Source organism: Streptomyces sp. NPDC058674 (assembly GCF_042716505.1).
Taxonomy (GTDB): domain Bacteria; phylum Actinomycetota; class Actinomycetes; order Streptomycetales; family Streptomycetaceae; genus Streptomyces.
The window spans coordinates 1-17,397 of record NZ_JBHXSC010000076.1; the positions used below are offsets into that span (position 1 = coordinate 1).

Annotated in this window: 16 protein-coding genes; 4 read left to right on the top strand and 12 right to left on the bottom strand. The window is 75.0% G+C overall.

Features of this window, described 5'->3' with window-relative positions:
- Positions 1-65: 65 nt before the first annotated feature.
- On the bottom strand, positions 66-728 hold the full coding sequence (locus ACFWU6_RS28870) for a response regulator transcription factor (protein ID WP_355409765.1): 663 nt from the start codon (positions 726-728) through the stop codon (positions 66-68).
- 287 nt (positions 729-1,015) lie between these two features.
- On the bottom strand, positions 1,016-1,672 hold the full coding sequence (locus tag ACFWU6_RS28875; protein ID WP_383800342.1) for a DUF3000 domain-containing protein: 657 nt from the start codon (positions 1,670-1,672) through the stop codon (positions 1,016-1,018).
- Positions 1,673-1,859: 187 nt separating this feature from the next.
- Between ACFWU6_RS28875 and hemE the strand changes: the two genes are divergently transcribed.
- Positions 1,860-2,867, top strand: coding sequence for a uroporphyrinogen decarboxylase (gene hemE, locus ACFWU6_RS28880; RefSeq protein WP_383800406.1), 1,008 nt, complete (start codon positions 1,860-1,862; stop codon positions 2,865-2,867).
- A 93-nt stretch (positions 2,868-2,960) separates the two neighbouring features.
- Here hemE and ACFWU6_RS28885 read toward each other — a convergent pair whose 3' ends face one another.
- Both ACFWU6_RS28885 and ACFWU6_RS28890 read right to left on the bottom strand, forming a co-directional pair.
- On the bottom strand, positions 2,961-4,343 hold the full coding sequence (locus ACFWU6_RS28885) for an FAD-dependent oxidoreductase (RefSeq protein WP_383800339.1): 1,383 nt from the start codon (positions 4,341-4,343) through the stop codon (positions 2,961-2,963).
- A gap of 58 nt (positions 4,344-4,401) precedes the next feature.
- On the bottom strand, positions 4,402-5,481 hold the full coding sequence (locus tag ACFWU6_RS28890) for a DUF4349 domain-containing protein (protein ID WP_383983856.1): 1,080 nt from the start codon (positions 5,479-5,481) through the stop codon (positions 4,402-4,404).
- A gap of 153 nt (positions 5,482-5,634) precedes the next feature.
- On the opposite strand from ACFWU6_RS28890, the gene hemG reads away from it, so the two are divergent.
- Entirely contained in the window at positions 5,635-7,089 is a 1,455-nt protein-coding gene (gene hemG / locus ACFWU6_RS28895) for a protoporphyrinogen oxidase (protein ID WP_383983875.1), read from the top strand.
- 23 nt (positions 7,090-7,112) lie between these two features.
- Positions 7,113-7,826, top strand: coding sequence for a hydrogen peroxide-dependent heme synthase (gene hemQ / locus ACFWU6_RS28900; RefSeq protein ID WP_383800333.1), 714 nt, complete (start codon positions 7,113-7,115; stop codon positions 7,824-7,826).
- Positions 7,827-8,182: 356 nt separating this feature from the next.
- Here the strand turns inward: hemQ and ACFWU6_RS28905 are convergent, their stop codons facing one another.
- The 3 genes from ACFWU6_RS28905 to ACFWU6_RS28915 all read right to left on the bottom strand — a co-directional run bounded on the left by ACFWU6_RS28905 (position 8,183) and on the right by ACFWU6_RS28915 (position 11,593).
- Positions 8,183-9,217 carry a TIGR04222 domain-containing membrane protein gene (locus ACFWU6_RS28905; protein WP_383983858.1) on the bottom strand — a complete coding sequence of 345 codons (1,035 nt, stop codon included), beginning with the start codon at positions 9,215-9,217 and terminating at the stop codon, positions 8,183-8,185.
- Positions 9,214-10,674, bottom strand: a complete 1,461-nt coding sequence (locus ACFWU6_RS28910; RefSeq protein WP_383983861.1) for a DUF692 family multinuclear iron-containing protein — start codon at positions 10,672-10,674, stop codon at positions 9,214-9,216. Before ACFWU6_RS28910 ends, ACFWU6_RS28905 begins: the two co-directional genes overlap by 4 nt.
- A 166-nt stretch (positions 10,675-10,840) precedes the next feature.
- A complete protein-coding gene (locus ACFWU6_RS28915; protein ID WP_383983863.1) occupies positions 10,841-11,593 on the bottom strand; it encodes an aminoacyl-tRNA hydrolase in 753 nt (250 codons plus the stop codon).
- A gap of 144 nt (positions 11,594-11,737) precedes the next feature.
- Between ACFWU6_RS28915 and ACFWU6_RS28920 the strand changes: the two genes are divergently transcribed.
- Complete coding sequence (locus tag ACFWU6_RS28920) at positions 11,738-11,929, top strand: hypothetical protein (RefSeq protein WP_383800321.1); 192 nt, start codon at positions 11,738-11,740, stop codon at positions 11,927-11,929.
- 40 nt (positions 11,930-11,969) lie between these two features.
- Here ACFWU6_RS28920 and ACFWU6_RS28925 read toward each other — a convergent pair whose 3' ends face one another.
- The 5 genes from ACFWU6_RS28925 to zapE all read right to left on the bottom strand — a co-directional run bounded on the left by ACFWU6_RS28925 (position 11,970) and on the right by zapE (position 17,340).
- Positions 11,970-12,869: a polysaccharide deacetylase family protein gene (locus ACFWU6_RS28925; protein ID WP_383800318.1), complete on the bottom strand. Its 900-nt coding sequence runs from the start codon at positions 12,867-12,869 to the stop codon at positions 11,970-11,972.
- A gap of 17 nt (positions 12,870-12,886) precedes the next feature.
- On the bottom strand, positions 12,887-13,717 hold the full coding sequence (locus tag ACFWU6_RS28930; protein WP_383983877.1) for a PPK2 family polyphosphate kinase: 831 nt from the start codon (positions 13,715-13,717) through the stop codon (positions 12,887-12,889).
- 387 nt (positions 13,718-14,104) lie between these two features.
- Positions 14,105-15,448, bottom strand: a complete 1,344-nt coding sequence (locus ACFWU6_RS28935) for an alkaline phosphatase PhoX (RefSeq protein ID WP_383800315.1) — start codon at positions 15,446-15,448, stop codon at positions 14,105-14,107.
- 348 nt (positions 15,449-15,796) lie between these two features.
- Positions 15,797-16,222 carry an OsmC family peroxiredoxin gene (locus ACFWU6_RS28940; protein WP_383800312.1) on the bottom strand — a complete coding sequence of 142 codons (426 nt, stop codon included), beginning with the start codon at positions 16,220-16,222 and terminating at the stop codon, positions 15,797-15,799.
- A gap of 62 nt (positions 16,223-16,284) precedes the next feature.
- Positions 16,285-17,340 (bottom strand): cell division protein ZapE, encoded by a 1,056-nt coding sequence (gene zapE / locus ACFWU6_RS28945; RefSeq protein WP_383983879.1) that lies wholly within the window; start codon positions 17,338-17,340, stop codon positions 16,285-16,287.
- Positions 17,341-17,397: the final 57 nt, after the last annotated feature.

A 17,397-nucleotide genomic window follows, 5' to 3' on the forward strand; every position in this document is an offset into this window, starting at 1 on the left:
CGGTGTGGGGGTTCGGACGTCCCCCGGGGTTTCCCGGGCGTTCGCCCGGGAGCCTCGGGACGGGATCAGTGGATGATTCCGGTCCGCAGGGCGACGGCGACCATCCCGGCCCGGTCGCCGGTGCCCAGCTTGCGGGCGATCCGGGCGAGGTGGGACTTGACGGTCAGGGCGGACAGGCCCATCGATACGCCGATGGCCTTGTTGGACTGGCCCTCCGCGACGAGGCGCAGGACCTCGACCTCGCGGCCGGAGAGCTCTCGGTAGCCGCCCGGGTGGCTCGGGGAACCCGGGGGGCGGCGGTGCATGCGGGCGGCGGCGGCGCCGATGGGGGCGGCGCCGGGCCGGGTGGGAAGCCCGATGTTCGTCCGCGTGCCGGTGACGACGTAGCCCTTCACTCCGCCCGCGAGGGCGTTGCGGACGGCACCGATGTCATCGGCGGCGGACAGGGCCAGGCCGTTGGGCCAGCCGGCGGCGCGGGTCTCGGAGAGCAGGGTGAGACCGGAACCGTCGGGCAGGTGTACGTCGGCCACGCAGATGTCGCGCGGGCTGCCGACGCGGGGGCGGGCCTCCGCGATGGACGACGCCTCGATCACGTCACGTACTCCGAGGGCCCACAGATGGCGGGTCACGGTGGAACGGACGCGCGGGTCGGCCACGACGACCATGGCCGTCGGCTTGTTCGGGCGGTAGGCGACCAGGCTTGCGGGCTGCTCGAGAAGAACGGACACCTAGGCCTCCTGGGGGAGTGGCGGGGCGGGCCGGCTAGAGGAGGGAAGCCGGTGCGATCCGTGCGGATGGTCACTGACTCCTTCGGCACGTCACCCGCCCGGCTTTAGGGAATGATCACGATTTGGTGAGTAACAATTCGGGCAATTCGGACGCACGATCGATCATAGGGTGATCAGAAGCCCACAACGGACGCCCGGTTTCGACACTGCGGTACGGGCTTCGAGCGGTCGTGCGAGGCGGTCTCCGTCCGGGCGCGCGCATCCCGCACCGCCGTACGGCCCCGCGGCTACGGGTGGTGCGGACCGCGCCGCTGTGGCAGGGAGACCACACCGGTGACCGAGTCCGTGGGGCCCGCCGGCGGCAGCCCCGCGATCTGGCACAGGAGCTCGCACCAGGCGGCCAGGTGCCCCGAGGTGTCCGGCACTCCGCCCACCCCCTCGCGCGGCGTCCAGGAGGCCCGGATCTCGATCTGCGTCGCGGGCCGCCGCTCCGAGAGCCCGCCGAAGTAGTGCGAGCCCGCCATGGTCACGGTCCCGCTCGGCTCGCCGTAGGCCAGCCCGCGCGCCTCCAGCGCCCCGGTCAGCCAGGACCAGCAGACCTCGGGGAGGAGCGGGTCGGCGGCCATCTCCGGCTCCAGCTCCGCCCGGACGAGCGTCACCAGGCGGAAGGTGCCCTGCCATGCCTCGTGGCCGGCCGGATCGTGGAGCAGGACGAGCCGGCCGTCGGCCAGGTCGTCCTCGCCCTCCACGACCGCCGCCTCCAGCGCGTAGGCGTGCGGCGCCAGCCTCTGGGGGGCCTTCGTGGGTTCGATCTCGATCCCCGTGCGCAGCCGCGCCTTGCGCAAGCCGTCGACAGCCCGCCGGAACGGGAGCGGGACGGAGCTCTCCTTCGCGCTGTCCATGCCGTCAGCGCCATCTGAAAATCGTCCCTGAGCCGCAGCCATGCCGGGAAGACTAGGCGGAACGAGCGGCCGGACGGCGCAGGGACACCCGCGCCGGGTCGGGCACTTCTCCGTACGTGCGAAGATTTGAGCCGTGAGCGCCAACGACCTTCCCCCCGCTCGAGGCTTCGCCCGAGCCGGGGAGACCCCCTTCGCGGGCCAGCCGAGCCAGACCTACGATTCCGCCTTCCTGAAGGCGTGCCGGCGGGAGCCGGTGCCGCACACCCCCGTGTGGTTCATGCGGCAGGCGGGGCGCTCACTTCCGGAGTACCGCAAGCTGCGCGAGGGCACCCAGATGCTCGAATCGTGCATGCGGCCCGACCTGGTCACCGAGATCACGCTGCAACCGGTGCGCCGCCACAAGGTGGACGCGGCGATCTTCTTCTCCGACATCGTGGTCCCGCTGAAGGCCATCGGCATCGACCTGGACATCAAGCCGGGCATCGGCCCGGTCGTCGCCCAGCCGATCCGCCGCCGCGAGGACCTCGCACAGCTGCGCGACCTCACCCCCGAGGACGTCTCGTACGTCACCGAGGCGATCGGCATGCTCACGGGTGAACTGGGCTCCACTCCGCTGATCGGATTCGCTGGCGCGCCGTTCACCCTCGCGAGCTACCTGGTCGAGGGCGGCCCGTCGAAGAACCACGAGCACACCAAGGCCCTCATGTACGGCGACCCGCAGCTGTGGGCCGACCTGCTGGACCGCCTCGCGGATATCACCTCCGCCTTCCTGAAGGTCCAGATCGAGGCGGGCGCCTCCGCCGTCCAGCTCTTCGACTCCTGGGTCGGCGCGCTGGCCCCGGCGGACTACCGCCGCTCGGTGATGCCCGCGTCGGCGAAGGTCCTGGAGTCCGTCGCCTCCTACGGGGTCCCGCGCATCCACTTCGGCGTGGGCACCGGCGAGCTGCTCGGCCTCATGGGCGAGGCCGGCGCGGACGTCATGGGCGTCGACTACCGGGTCCCGCTGGACGAGGCCGTCCGCCGGGTGGGTCCGGGCAAGGCGCTCCAGGGCAACCTGGACCCCGCGGTCCTCTTCTCCACCCCCGAGGCCGTCGAGGCCAAGGCGGACGAGGTCCTCAAGGCGGCGGCGGGCCTGGAGGGCCACGTCTTCAACCTGGGCCACGGCGTCCTCCCGACGACGGACCCGGACGCGCTGACCCGCCTGGTGGAGCACGTCCACACCCGCACCGCGCGCTGACCGGAGGGGCCGCCCCGCCGGAGCCCGTCCGCTCCGGCCGCGTCCCTGCCCGTCGCTGAACCCTCCGCTACACCCCTCCGCTACACCCCTCCGCTACACCCCGGCGGCACGCACCGCCGAGACCGCCTTGCGTGCCGCCACCAGGACCGGGTCCCAGACGGGCGAGAACGGCGGGGCGTAGCCCAGGTCCAGCGAGACCACCTGCTCCACCGTCATGCCCGCCGTGAGGGCGACCGCCGCGACGTCCACCCGCTTGGCCGCGCCCGCGCCGCCGACGATCTGGACGCCCAGCAGGCGGCCCGTGCGGCGCTCCGCCAGCATCTTCACCGTCATGTCCGCCGCGCCCGGGTAGTAGCCCGCCGTGTTGGTGGAGGTGATGGTGGCCGTCACGAAGCGCAGGCCGATGTCGAGGGCGTCCTTCTCGCGCAGCCCCGTCCGGGCGATCTCCAGGTCGCAGACCTTGCTGACCGCCGTGCCGACCACCCCGGGGAACGTGGCGTAGCCGCCGCCCACGTTCGAGCCGATGACCTGGCCGTGCTTGTTGGCGTGCGTGCCCAGCGGAATGTGCCGGGTGCGACCCGAGACCAGGTCCAGGACCTCCACGCAGTCGCCGCCCGACCAGACGTTCGCGTGGCCGCGGACCCGCATCGACAGGTCGGTGAGCAGGCCGCCCGACACGCCGAGCGGCAGGCCGGCGGCCCTGGCGAGCGCCGTCCGCGGCTCCACCCCGATGCCGAGCACCACCACGTCGGCCGGGTACTCCTCGCCGGCCGCCGTCGCCACCGCCCGGACCCGCCCCTCCTCGTCGTCGAGGATCTTCGTCACCTCCGCCCCGGAGACCGTGCGGATGCCCATGCGGTTCATGGCGCTGTGCACCAGGCCGCCCATGTCCGGGTCCAGGGTCGCCATCGGCTGCTCGCCCCGGTGCAGGACGGTGACCTCGTAGCCCCGGTCGACCAGGGCCTCGGCCATCTCCACGCCGATGTAGCCCGCGCCGACGACGACCGCCCGGCGGCCCTCCGCGCGCTCCAGGCTCGTCATGAGCCGCTGGCCGTCGTCCAGGCTCTGGATGCCGTGGACGCCGTGCGCGCCGATGCCGGGCAGCCGGGGCCGGACCGGGCGGGCGCCGGTGGCCAGGACGAGGTGGTCGTAGCCCGTCCAGGACTCGGACCCCGATTCCAGATCGCGGGACCTGACCCGTCCGCCGGCCAGGTCCAGCTCCACCACCTCGGTACGGGTGCGCAGGTCGATGCCGCGGGCCCGGTGCTCCTCGGGCGTACGGGCGATCAGGTCGTCCCGCCCGGCCACCCGGCCGCCGACCCAGTACGGGATCCCGCACGCGGAGTACGAGGTGAAGTGCCCCCGCTCGAAGGCGGTGATCTCCAGCTCCGCCGGGCCCTTGAGCCGCCGGGCCTGTGACGCGGCGGACATCCCCGCCGCGTCCCCGCCGACCACCACCAGTCGTTCCGTCGCCATCGCCCGTACCGTCCCTCCGTAGCGTGTGCCGGGGAACACGCTACGGGCGAAAGCGTGTTCAGCCCTCCTCGGGCGGCTCGGCGGCTCCGGGGGAGGCCGGTGCCGGTGCCGGTGCCGGTGCCGGGGCGGGCGCCGCCGCGGGTCCGGGCCGCGACCCGGGAGCGGGGTGCTGGGCGGGGAACCGGCCCGGGGCGGGAGCCGTCCGCCGCCGCGGCCCCGCGGGCCGCACCGTGCGGTACGCCCGGAACCCCAGCGCCACCAGCGCCGCCGCCAGGGCGAACGGCAGGACCGCCGCGACGGCCAGCACCAGGTACCGCACCAGGGTGGAGAACAGCGCCCAGCCGCCGCCCAGCGCGTCACCGAGGCCCGGCTCCGCGTCCTTCTTCTTCCGCGCCGGCTCCGGGGCCGGCTCGGAGACGGCGAGCGTGACCGTGCCCAGCGCCGTCTGGTCCTTCAATGCGCCCTGCTGGGCCAGCAGCGACTCCAGGTCGGCCTGACGGCGGCTCAGTTCGCCCTCCAGCATGACCACGTCGCTCAGCGCCGAGGCCCGGTCCATCATCTCGCGCACCCGGACCACGCTGGCCTGCTGCGACTTGACCCGGCTGTCCACGTCCGCGACCCTCTCGGTCACGTCCCGGGCCTCCACCTTGCGGTTCAGGAGCTTCCCGCTGCCCTCCAGGGAGCCGATCACGGCGTCGAAGCGCTCACCCGGCACCCGCAGGGTCAGCGTCGACGTCACCCGGCCGTCCTTGCCGCGCGAGGTGGACTCGCTGCCGACGTACCCTCCCGCGGCCTCGGCCGCCGTGCGGGCCGTGGCGAGCGCCTTCTGCGGCTCCGCCGTCTCGACGGCCAGCGTCGCGGTGCGGATCACGTGCGGGCGGACGGCGGGCTGCGGCCCGCCCTTGCCGTCCGCGGCCCCCGACGGGGCGGCCCCCGACGGGGCCGCCGCCCCGGCTCCCGGCTTGCCCCGGGCGTCCTCGCCCGCGGGAGGCCGCGCCCCGGACTTGTCGTCCGCGACGGCCGCCGGCCGGTCGGACGCGGAGTCGGAGCCGGCCCCGCACCCGGTGAGGGCGAGCGCCCCGGCCAGGGCGAGGGCGGCCAAGGGCGCCGCGGAGCGGTGTCCGGTCAGGGTGTGCATGGTGTAAACCCCCGAGGATCGAATGGTGTTGCCGTTTCGACGTGCGCGGGCCCGGAAGGGGTTTCGCCTCCGCGGTTCCGGGCTGGTCCCGATGCGGTCACGGTCCGGCCTCGGTGATCGGTCTGAGACGATGTGTCCATGGACGAAGCGGACATGCGTACGGACCGGCCCGGCGGACCGGGAGGCCCGGCGGGCACCGGCGGCCACGTCGTCGTCATCGGCGGCGGCATCGCGGGCCTCGCCGCGGCCCACCGGCTCCTCACCGACGGCGTCCGCGTCACCCTGCTGGAGGCCGGGTCCCGGCTCGGCGGCAAGCTGCGCGCCGGAGAACTGGCCGGCGCCCCCGTCGACCTCGGCGCCGAGTCCGTGCTCGCCCGCCGCCCCGAAGCCCTCGACCTGGCCCGCGCGGTGGGCCTCGGCGACGCACTCCGGTCCCCCGCCACCGCCACCGCCCACCTGTGGACCCGCGGGGCGCTGCGGCCCATGCCGCGCGGACACGTCATGGGCGTCCCCGGCGACCTGGGGCCGCTCGCCGCCTCCGGCGTGCTCTCCCCGGAGGGCCTCGCCCGGATCGGGGCCGAACACGCGCTCCCGCCCGCCGAGATCGGCGAGGACGTGGCCGTCGGCGCGTACGTCGCCGCCCGGATGGGCCGCGAGGTCGTCGACCGGCTCGTGGAACCGCTCCTCGGCGGGGTCTACGCCGGCGACGCCTACCGCATCTCCATGCGCGCGGCCGTGCCCCAGCTCTTCGAGGCCGCCCGGACGCACGCGCTGCTCGGCGACGGCGTACGGGAACTGCAGCGCCGGGCGGCGGAGCAGCCGCAGGCGGCCGGGCCCGTCTTCGCCGGCATCGACGGCGGCATCGGGCGCCTCCCCCCGGCCGTGGCCGAGGCCTGCCGGGCCGCCGGTGCCCGTATCCTCCTCGACACCCCCGCGCGCGAGCTCACCCGTACGCCCGGCGGCTGGCGGGTGCTGGCCGGAGACGAGGCCGTCGAGGCCGACGGCGTCGTCCTGGCCACCCCGGCCGGGCCCGCCGCCCGGCTGCTCGCCGGGCACGCCCCGGCGGCCGCCGCCGAGCTGCGCGGGGTGGAGTACGCCTCGATGGCCCTGGTCACCCTGGCCTTCCGCCGCTGTGACCTGCCTGCTCCCGTCACCGAGGGCGGTGCCAGCGGCTTCCTGGTCCCGCCGGTCGACGGCCGCACCATCAAGGCCTCCACCTTCTCCAGCAACAAGTGGGCCTGGGCCGGGGCCGACCCCGGCCTCTTCCTGCTGCGGACCTCCGTGGGCCGCCACGGCGACGAGAAGGACCTGGACCGGGAGGACGCGGACCTCGTCGGCGTCTCGCTCACCGACCTCGGCGCCGCCGTGGGCCTCACCGCCCGCCCGGTTGCCTCCACCGTCACGCGCTGGGACGGCGGGCTGCCCCAGTACCCGGTCGGCCACCTGGACCGGGTCGCGCGCATCCGCGACGCCGTCGCTGCCCTGCCCGGCCTCGCGGTGTGCGGGGCGCTCTACGACGGGGTGGGCATTCCGGCGTGCGTCGCCAGTGCGCACAGGGCCGCCGACGAGGTGACCGCCGCGATCGGCACCCCTGGCACCGACCACTGATCAGCACACGGGACAATGGACGCATGACTGCACCAGAGAAGATTCCCAACGCGGGGAAGAAGGCGAAGGACCTCAACGAGGTCATCCGCTACACCCTGTGGTCCGTCTTCAAGCTGAAGGACGTACTCCCGGAGGACCGCACCGGCTACGCCGACGAGGTCCAGGAGCTCTTCGACCAGCTGGGCGCCAAGGACATCACCGTCCGCGGCACCTACGACGTCTCCGGTCTGCGCGCCGACGCGGACGTCATGATCTGGTGGCACGCCGAGACGGCCGACGAGCTGCAGGGCGCCTACAACCTGTTCCGCCGCACCAGGCTGGGCCGCGCCCTGGAGCCGGTGTGGTCGAACATGGCCCTGCACCGCCCGGCCGAGTTCAACAAGTCGCACATCCCGGCGTTCCTCGCCGACGAGGAGGCGCGCGACTACGTCAGCGTCTACCCCTTCGTCCGCAGCTACGACTGGTACCTGCTGCCCGACGAGGACCGCCGCCGCATGCTCGCCGACCACGGCAAGATGGCCCGCGGCTACCCGGACGTGCGGGCCAACACCGTCGCCTCCTTCTCACTGGGCGACTACGAGTGGATGCTGGCCTTCGAGGCCGACGAGCTGTACCGCATCGTCGACCTGATGCGCCACCTGCGCGCCTCCGAGGCCCGCATGCACGTCCGTGAAGAGGTGCCCTTCTACACCGGGCGCCGCAAGTCCGTCGCCGATCTGGTGGCCGGGCTCGCCTGATACCTCCCCCGGGGGAAGGACCGGCGGCGCGCCCCCAGCGGCAGCGCTCCCGCCGGTGGATCGGGAGGCCACGCCCCCGAATCGGCGCAGCCGGAGACCCCGCCCGGAAGTTCAGACGACAGGCGGCAGCAGTGCCCTGCGGGCACGGGCTGCCCGGTCGTCCAGCGACACCGGTGCGGGCTCCGGATGCGGCGCACACATGACACGCCGTTTCCGGGTGTCACCCGTCAGCGGACACCGCTCCACGTGACGGACCACGCGGTCACCCGCGTCTCGAACGGCGCCGTGCGAAGCGCCTCCGGTCGCCGTATCCCGCCGACGGGCTCCGCGGAGCCCCACGGGACCCCGCGGAGCGGTCAGGAGCTGCTGGAGCTGGAGCAGCTGGAGGACGAGCTGCCGCAACTCGAACCGGAGCTGCCGGAGCAACTCGACGAGCCGCCGCCCCCGCAACCGCTGCCCGAGGACCCGCCACAGCCACTGCCCGACGATCCGCAGCCGGAGCCCGAGGAACAGCCGCCCGATCCCCCTCCGTCCCCGCCGCCGTCGCTCCCCGCGCACCAGAGCACCGGCACGAACGCGTCGCAGGACGCGTACCCGTCGTGCGGGCGGTGCGCCCGGCCGCGGGACTGGGCCGCCGCGAGCCGGGTGCTGCGCGCCGCGGGCACCAGCTGCTGCCGCAGGAAGGGGTCCCGCAGTCCGCGCAGCCCGAACAGCGCGGTCCGCACGTGCGGGGTCTGGTCGTTCCGGTACCAGCCGCGCAGCTCCCGCAGGGCCCGCGCACCCGCCGGGGTGAGCCGGCTCCGGGCCCGCGCCGAACCGATCCGGGCCGCCACGATCCCGCCCAGCAGAACGGGCACCACCTTCACGGCGAACGGCACCGACGGGCCCGGCTGCAGTGCGTACGCGAGGAGCGTCAGCGGCAGCGACACCGGGATCAGCACCGCGCACACCACGGTCTGGACCAGCCCCCAGCGCTGCCAGGTGCGCCCGGAGCCGGGCGGGAGGAGGAGCCCGCGGGCGGCCAGCGCGTCGCCGGTCTCCTGGACGGCCGGGTCGAGCATGGCGGCGTACCGGACCTGGTAGAGCCATCCCGAAGGCGCCCCCCGGTGGGCCAGCAGCACCGCGCGCTCGGCGGTGTCGGCCGCCCGTGCCCCGGGCCGTACGTGCACGATCCCGGGACCGCCGACCACCAGCCGGCCGTCCCCGAGCAGGGAGACGAGCGCGGTGTCCACCACGGCCCCCGGCCCGCCCGACAGGAAGGCGGCCTCGGACAGGTCGTGGAGGGCGGGCGCCGGACCGGCGGACGGCGGACGGGAGCGGCGCAGGCCGCGGAAGAGCAGCACGGTCGAGGTGGCGACGCCGATCCAGACGGCGAGGGCGATGAGGTTCACGCCGCTCTCCCCAGCAGGGCGCGGACCCAGCGCACGACGCGCCGGGGCGGGCGCGCCCCGGCCCGGTCCCGCCACCACGCGGAGAGCCGCCGGCGGGCGGCCGGATCGGCGGGCAGGTCCCGGATCAGCAGGTGCTCGGCGAAGTCCAGGGCGTCCCGGCGGTATCCGGAGGTCATGGGGCGGCCCTTGGCGTACGCGAGGAACGCCGTGCGGTACGGCCCGGCGCCGCCGAGGATTCCGGGCAGTTCGGGGGCCAGCCTGGCCACCACCGAGGCCCGCTTGGCGGCCAGCGCGCGGGCCTGTACGCGGATGCGCTGCCGGTCGAAGCCCTCGGGCACGGGCGTTCCGGCCACCAGGGCCGACAGCAGGGCGGCCTGCCCGAGCCCCACCCGGGTACGGCCGGCCTCGTCCGCCGGGCGCCCCACCGGGACCCCCGCGCGGAGCGCCCCGCCGCCCCCGCCCCCGGGCACCCCACCGCCCGGAACCGCGCCCGGCGCGGTCTCGGGCGTGGCCCCGGGCGTGGGCGTGGTGTCGGGCGCGGTCCCGGGCGCAGGCGTGGGCGCGGTCTCGGACGTGGTCCCGGCCGCGGGCATGGGCGCGGTCTCGGGCTCGGGTGCAGCCGCGGGCGCCAGCCTCCGGGTCGCGGCCGTCAGTACGGTGCGGATCGCGCTCAGTTCGCCCGCGAGCTCCGCCTCCGGCGGGAAGTCGTCGTCGCGCTCCAGCAGCACGCCCGGCGGGTCGACCCGGGAGCGCAGTTCGGCCAGCAGGTCGAGCACCACCGGCGGTACCGGGTGGGCGTGCGTGTCGTGCCAGACGCCGTCGCGCTCTACCCCGCCCGCCACGTGCACGTACGCCAGCGCCTCCAGCGGGATCGCGTCCAGCACGTCGGCCGCGTCCTCACCCCGGTTGACCCGGTTGGTGTGCAGGTTCGCCACGTCGATCAGCAGCCGGACCCCGGTCTGCTCCACCAGCTCCGTCAGGAACTGCCCCTCGGTCAGCTCCTCGCCCGGCCAGGTGAACAGCGCGGCGATGTTCTCCAGCGCCAGCGGCACGGGCAGCGCGTCCTGCGCGATCCGCACGTTCTCGCACAGCACGTCCAGCGCGTCCCGCGTGCGCGGCACCGGCAGCAGGTGCCCGGCCTCCAGCGCAGGCGACGCCGTCCGTACGAAGGCGATGTGCTCGGTGACCAGCGGTGCCCCCAGCGCCACCGCCCGCTCGCCGAGCGCCGCCAGCTTGGCCGGGTCGGGGCGGTCGGCGCCGCCGAGGCCCAGCGAGACACCGTGCGGCACGACGCGCACCCCGCGCTCGCGCAGCCGCACCAGTGCCTCGGGCAGATGGCCCGGGCAGGTGTTCTCGGCCACGACCTCGACCCAGTCCAGGCCCGGCAGCCACTCGATCGCGTCCGCGATCTCTGGCCGCCAGCCGATGCCCACCCCCAGGTGTGCCATGGGCTCCATGTCCCCCGCCCCCTCGTCTCGGACCTTCTGCCGGTGTCATGGCCCCGGCGAAGTCACGCCAACCGCGGGTGGGGACGTTCAGAGCAACATTTGAGGTTCCCCGCCGGCCCGCCCCTTCCGCGGAGCCGGGCCGGCCCCCTCCGCGGAGCCGGGCCCGCAGCGCTCCTCAGAGCCGGGACCGCAGGGCCGGATGGTCCGCCACCACGGTGCAGGAGCCGGGTGCGATCTCCGTGAAACCGGCGTCCCTGACCACCGGCAGCCCGCTCCCGCTCAGCTCCGCCCACCGCTCGCGCGCGGCCGTCCGTACGGCCAGCCAGAAGCCGGAGTCCTGCCAGGCGGCCCGCTCCCGCGCGGACAGCTCCCACCAGGCCAGCTGCGCCGCGTGCCCGGCCTGAGCCATCGCCTTGCCGGCGGACATGCCGAGGTCGGGGTTGAGCCACAGGACGGGCAGGTCCGCTCCGTCGGGCGCCGCGACCGGCTCGGGGTCGTCCAGGTCAGTGCCCGACACCTGGAGCTTGGCCAGCTCCTTGGGCCAGCCGTCGAGGGGGACCGGGGGGAAGACCCGTACCTGCGCCGCCTCACCGGTCACCGTCACGCCCGGCAGCTCGCCCGCCTTGCGCCACTCCGCGCCGCGCGCCCGCCGGACCACCTTGCGGATGCGCGCGTCCTGCCAGGCGTGGACCGCCTGCGCCCAGGCGCCCTCGTCGCGGGCCCGCTCGTCGGTCAGCAGGACCAGCACCGCCCGCGCGGCGGTCTCCAGGGCGTCCGTCCGGGCGGGCGGCTCGGTCTTCTCGATCCGCACCACCAGCGGGAGGACGAACTGCGGCGCCTCGTCGCGGGCGGCGTGCTCCCGCCGGAAGGGACTGTCCGCGCCGACCTCGGGGGCGTCCGGGACGTGGTGCGCGTGCTGGCTGCTCATCCTGCCAAGGATGCCAGCCTCAGCCTTCAGGATGATGCCCGGGGTGCCCGCCACGGGCGAGGCGCCGGCGCGCTGACCGGCGCCGGTACTCCGCCCGGGACACTCCCGCGGGCAGCGCCGCCCGGGCTGGGTAGGCTCGGGGACATGGACCCGCAGGAGGAGACCCCGTCGTACTGCCCCGCCCCGGCCGCGCCCGCGGGGCGGGTCGCCGGGCCGCCGTACGCCGACTGCCCGGAGTGCGGCAAGCCCACCGAGTACGGGGTCGCGACCCCGGGCGTGGTGCTGTGCCCGGTCTGCGAATGGCAGGAGGCGCAGCGCACCGCCTGCTCGGGCTGATCCCGGACCGACGCGGGCGGGGTGCGGGGCGGGGGCAGGCCTACGTGCCGATCAGTTCCGACACCTTCACGAAGCGGTAGCCCCGCTTGCGCAGTTCCGGGACGATCTTCCGGACGGCCTCCTCGGTGACGGGGGCGGCGCTGCGCGTGCAGTGCATGACCACCACGGAGCCGGGCTTGACCCCGGCCAGCACCTGCTCGGCCACCGCGTCCGGGTCCTTGGCGAACGCGTCCCCGCTGACCACGTCCCACTGGACCGCGGTCACGCCGGCCGTGGACAGGGACCGCAGCGCCTTGTCGTCGTAGCAGCCGCCGGGGAAGCGGAAGTACGGGACGGTGTTGACCGCACCCGCCGTGCGGAAGGCGGCGAAGGCCCGGTCCACGTCGGCGCGGGCGGCCGCGGCGTCGAGCACGGGCAGCCCGTAGCAGGGGGAGGTGAAGGCGTGGTGGCTGTAGGAGTGGTTGGCGATCTCGAAGTTCGCGTCCGTGCCGATGGCCTTCGCCTGGTCCGGGTACTCCTCGGCCCAACGGCCCGTCATGAAGACCGTCGAGGGCACCTTGAGGGTGCGCAGCGTCGAGATCAGCAGGGGGTTGTCGAAGCGCTCCCCGCTGTCCGCGCGCGGGCCCTGGTCGGAGGTCATGTCGGCGTCGAAGGTCAGCGCCACGGTCTTGTCGCTCCGCTGCCTCGCCCGCTCGAAGACCGGGGCCAGGCCGTTCGGGCCGGGCGCCAGGGTGGGGGGCTTGGCCGGCGCGCCGGCCTGCGGGGCCGAGGACGCGGACGGGCCGGAGGAGCCGGAAGGGGAGGGGGACGCGGGGGCCGCCGCGGGGGTGCCCATGCGGGCTTCGCGGCCGGCGTCCGACGTGCCGGCGCCGCCCCCGCATCCCGCGAGGGCGGCACCGAGCGCGGCTGCGGCGGCCGCTTTGCGCACAGAAATGGTCACGCACGCAAAATATATGACTATGTGGCAATCAGACGTGCGCGGCACTCCTCCACGTCGAATTCACCCTTCGGGTACTGCGGGCCGATGGCCTCCAGGTGTTCCAGCAGCAGCGTGGTGACGGCCCAGTTGCGGTACCACTTGCGGTCGGACGGGACGACGTACCAGGGCGCGGCGTCGGTGGAGCAGCGCTCCAGCGCCAGCGCGTAGGCGTCCTGGTAGGCGGGCCACAGGCTGCGCTCGCTGATGTCGCCCGGGTCGAACTTCCAGTGCTTGTCCGGGTTGTCGAGCCGCTCCAGCAGCCGCTTGCGCTGCTCGTCGTAGCTGATGTGGAGGAAGACCTTCACGACGGTCACGCCGTCCTGCGCGAGGGCCTCCTCGAACCGGTTGATCTGCGTGTAGCGGCGGCCGAGCGTGCTGCGCGGCACCAGCTCGCGGACGCGGGCGATGAGGACGTCCTCGTAGTGCGAGCGGTCGAAGATGCCGATCTCGCCCGGCTCGGGGAGGGCCTTCTCCACCCGCCAGAGGAAGGGATGGCCGTGCTCCTCCTCGGTGGGCGCCTTGAAGGCCCTGACGCGGCAGCCGGAGGGGTTGAACAGTCCGATGACGTGCTTGACCGTGCCCCCCTTGCCGCTGGTGTCCATGCCCTGGAGGACGAGGAGGAGGCGTTTTCGGCTGCCCGCGGTGGAAGCCGCGTAGAGCCGCTCCTGGAGGGAGGCGAGCCGTTCCGCCATCGCGGCGGTGGCGGCGACCCCGGCCGCCTTGCCGGTGGGGCCCGCGGGGACGGCACGCGGATCGAAGCGGCGCAGGTCCAGCCGTCCGCCGGCCGGCACCCGCAACACCTCCCGCAGCGACTCCCCGCCCCCGGACCGTGCCGGGCCCCCGCCGCCGGCCCCGGACCGGACGCGGCCCGTGCCGCCGGCCTCCGGCCGGGCTCGGCCGGCGCCCTCGGCTTCGGAGCGGGCCGGGCCCGTGCCGTCGGCCTTCTTCTTGCCCTTCCCCTTTCCTTTCTTCTTCTCCTTCTCCTTCTTGCCCTTGTGCCTGTGTTTGTCGTCGTCCTTGCCCCTGTCCTTGCTCTCGGCCCCGCCCTTGCGGTCGGCCTCTGCCGTGTCCTCGGCCCTGTCCTCGGCCTCCGGCCCGGTACGGGCCTTGTGCTTCCTCGCCACGCCACCTACCCCAATCGCGTCGATTCCGTACGATCCTCCTCCGGATCGAACGGAATCGCGACGCGGCCGGGGTCAGCGCCAGGGCCCCGCCACCGCGAACGTGGTCCCCGGGGCATAGGCGTTGACGAACACGGTCCGGCCGTCCGGGGAGAAGCTGACCCCCGCGAACTCCCCCCACTCCGGCGCTCCCGGCCGCCCCACGTCCTGCGCGTTGCGGGCCATCGGGTAGACCTCCCCGCCCAGGGTCACGCCGAACACGTACTGCGCCCCGCCGCCGTCCTCGCACACCATCAGGCCGCCGCCCGGCGCCAGGCAGATGTTGTCGGGGGAGTCGCCGGGCAGCCGGAGGTCCGCGGCCGGACCGAAGAGGACGTCCAGCCGCAGCCGGCCGCGCCGCGGGTCGTGGAACCACACCTGCCCGTGGTGGTCGGCGGCCGAGCCCTCGGCGCTGCGGGCGTAGCTGGAGACGAAGTGCACCCCGCCGTCCCCCCAGTAGCAGCCCTCCAGCTTCTGCGCGTGGGTGATCCCGCCCGGCCCGTAGTCCTGGAGGCGGACCGGCGTCACGGCCGCCCCCGGGTCCGGCACGGGCACCCACTGCACCGGGAACTCCGCCCCGACCTCGTCCACCTCCGACAGGTCCGCCACCCCGGGCACGCGCAGCGCCTCCAGGGCCCCGCCCGCGCGCAGGGACCCGAGGCCGCCGAGGGGCCGCTCGGGGAGGAAGCGGTAGAACAGCCCGAAGGGCTCGACGAAGGCGTCCTCCGTCTCGTACACGACACCGCTGTACGGGTCCACGGCGACGGCCTCGTGCGCGAAGCGGCCCAGCGCGGTGAGCGGGACCGCGCCCGAGCGGTACGGGTCGGCGGGGTCCACCTCGAAGACGTAGCCGTGGTCCAGCGCGTAGCCGGAGGTGCCGGCCCGGTCCTCGGTCTCCTCGCAGCTCAGCCAGGTGTTCCAGGGGGTCCGCCCGCCCGCGCAATTGACGGCCGTCCCGGCGAGGGCGACCCGCTCGCCCGCCACCCGGCCGGACCGGTCCAGCTCCAGGGCCGTGCAGCCGCCGAGCGCGTGGGGGTCGTACGTCAGGCCCGCGACGGCGGGGACGCGCAGCGCGGCCGTGGCGCGGTTCTCGTGGTTGCGGACCAGCCTGGTCCGGCCGCCGCGGGCGGGGAATGCCGCCATGCCGTCGAAGTTGCCCGGCACGGGGCCCTCGCCGGAGCGCAGCGGGTCGCCCGCGCGGGACAGCACCCGGTAGGAGAAGCCGGCCGGAAGGTCGAGCAGGCCGCGCGGATCGGCCAGCAGCGGCCCGTACCCGCGGGTGGTGCGGGCGGCGTCGGCCCGGCCGGTGAACAGGGCGCCGAGCCCGCCGCTGAAGGCGACGGCGCCGGCGGCGAGCAGGCTGCGTCGGGTGACGGACATCGGCAACTCCCGGCGGCGGTACTGGCCATGTGGACGGCCCGTGGTACCACGCCGCTCCACCCGCCCCGGGGCGGCGCGAGCGGTGCCGATCGGGCCTCACACCACCGTGTGCCGGGGGGCTCCGCCGTCCGCGCCGCCGTCCGCGCCGGCGCCCGGAGCCGCGCGACCGGGCCCGGGGCGCGGGGCCTGCCCGGCGGGTCGCCCCCGGAAGGGTGCCCCCCGGAAGGGTGCCCCTCGGGAGGGCGGTCCGCCGGGTCGCCGGACGACGGTCGAACCCGGACGGCGGGACGCGGCGGAGGGCGGGACACGGCGGCCCGGGGCCGCCCAGGCCCCGGGCCGTCCCGGCGCTCAGGCCAGTTCGGCGGTCAGGGTGATCGTCGTACCCGTCAGGGCCTGGCTGACGGGGCAGTTCTTCTTGGCGTCCTCGGCGGCGGCGGCGAAGGCCTCCGCGTCCATGCCGGGGACCTCGGCGCGCACCGTGAGGTGGACGCCGGTGATGCCCTCGCCGGGCTGGAAGGTGACGTCGGCCTTGGTCTCCAGGCGGGTGGGCGGGGTGCCGGCGCCGTCCAGGGCGTGCGACAGCGCCATGGAGTAGCAGCTGGAGTGCGCGGCGGCGATCAGCTCCTCGGGGCTGGTCTTGCCGTTGGCGGCCTCGGTGCGGGCGGGCCAGGAGACGTCGTAGGAGCCCAGACCCGAGGAGTCGAGGGTGACGACGCCCGAGCCCTTGAGGAGGTTGCCTTCCCAGACCGTGTGGGACGTACGCGTGGTGGCCATGGTGGATCCCTTCGCAGAAGTGGATACGGCCGGGCCGCGGTGAGCGCCCGGCCGTGCCAAACCTACTGGGACACCAGGGGCTTCGCGTCGCGCGCCAGGGCGGTGAGCCGCGAGATGGCACGGAAGTACTTCTTGCGGTAGCCGCCGTTCAGCATCTCGTCGCCGAACAGGCGGTCGAAGGGGACCCCGGAGGCCAGGACCGGGATCTCCCGGTCGTAGAGCCGGTCGGCGAGCACCACGAGCCGCAGCGCGGTGGACTGGTCCGGCACCGCGCAGACGCCGGTGAGGCAGACCGCCGAGAGCCCGTCCGTCAGCGCGCCGTAGCGGCTCGGGTGGACCCGGGCCAGGTGTTCCAGCAGGCCCGGGAAGTCGTCCAGGCTCGCGCCCGCGGTCGCGTACGCGGCCTTGGTGACCTGCTCGTCCGAGAAGGGGGCGGGCGCCTCCGGAAGGCCCCGGTGGCGGTAGTCCTGGCCGTCGATGCGCAGCGGCCGGAAGTGCGCCGACAGCCCCTGGATCTCCCGCAGGAAGTCGGCGGCGGCGAAGCGGCCCTCGCCGAGCTTGCCGGGGAGGGTGTTGGAGGTGGCGGCGAGGGCCACGCCCTGCTCGACGAGGCGGCTGAGCAGCGAGGACACCAGCACGGTGTCGCCCGGGTCGTCCAGCTCGAACTCGTCGATGCACAGGAGCCGGTGGCCGCCCAGCGTCTGCACGGTCTGCTGGAAGCCGAGGGCGCCGACCAGGTTGGTCAGCTCCACGAAGGTGCCGAAGGCCTTGAGCGCCGGCTCGGCGGGGGTGGCGTGCCACAGGGACGCGAGGAGGTGGGTCTTGCCGACGCCGTAGCCGCCGTCGAGGTAGACCCCGCGCGGGCCCGTGGGGGCGGCGGGCTTCCTGGCGAACCAGCGCCGCTTGCCGGAGCCGCTCGCGTGGGCGCCCCCGAGGCCGGCGGCGAAGCCGCTCAGCACGGCGATCGCCTCGGGCTGGCTGGGCTGGGCCGGGTCGGGTTCGTAGGTGTCGAAGCGCACCGAGTCGAAGCGCGGCGGAGGCACCATCTCGGCCACCAGCCGTTCGGCGGGGACCCGGGGCTCGCGGGCGCAGAGCGCCTGCGGTCCGGCGTCGGCTATCGCGGGCCGGCCGGCGGGCCGCCCGGCGGCGGAACCGGAGGTGGTGAGTGAGGTCGA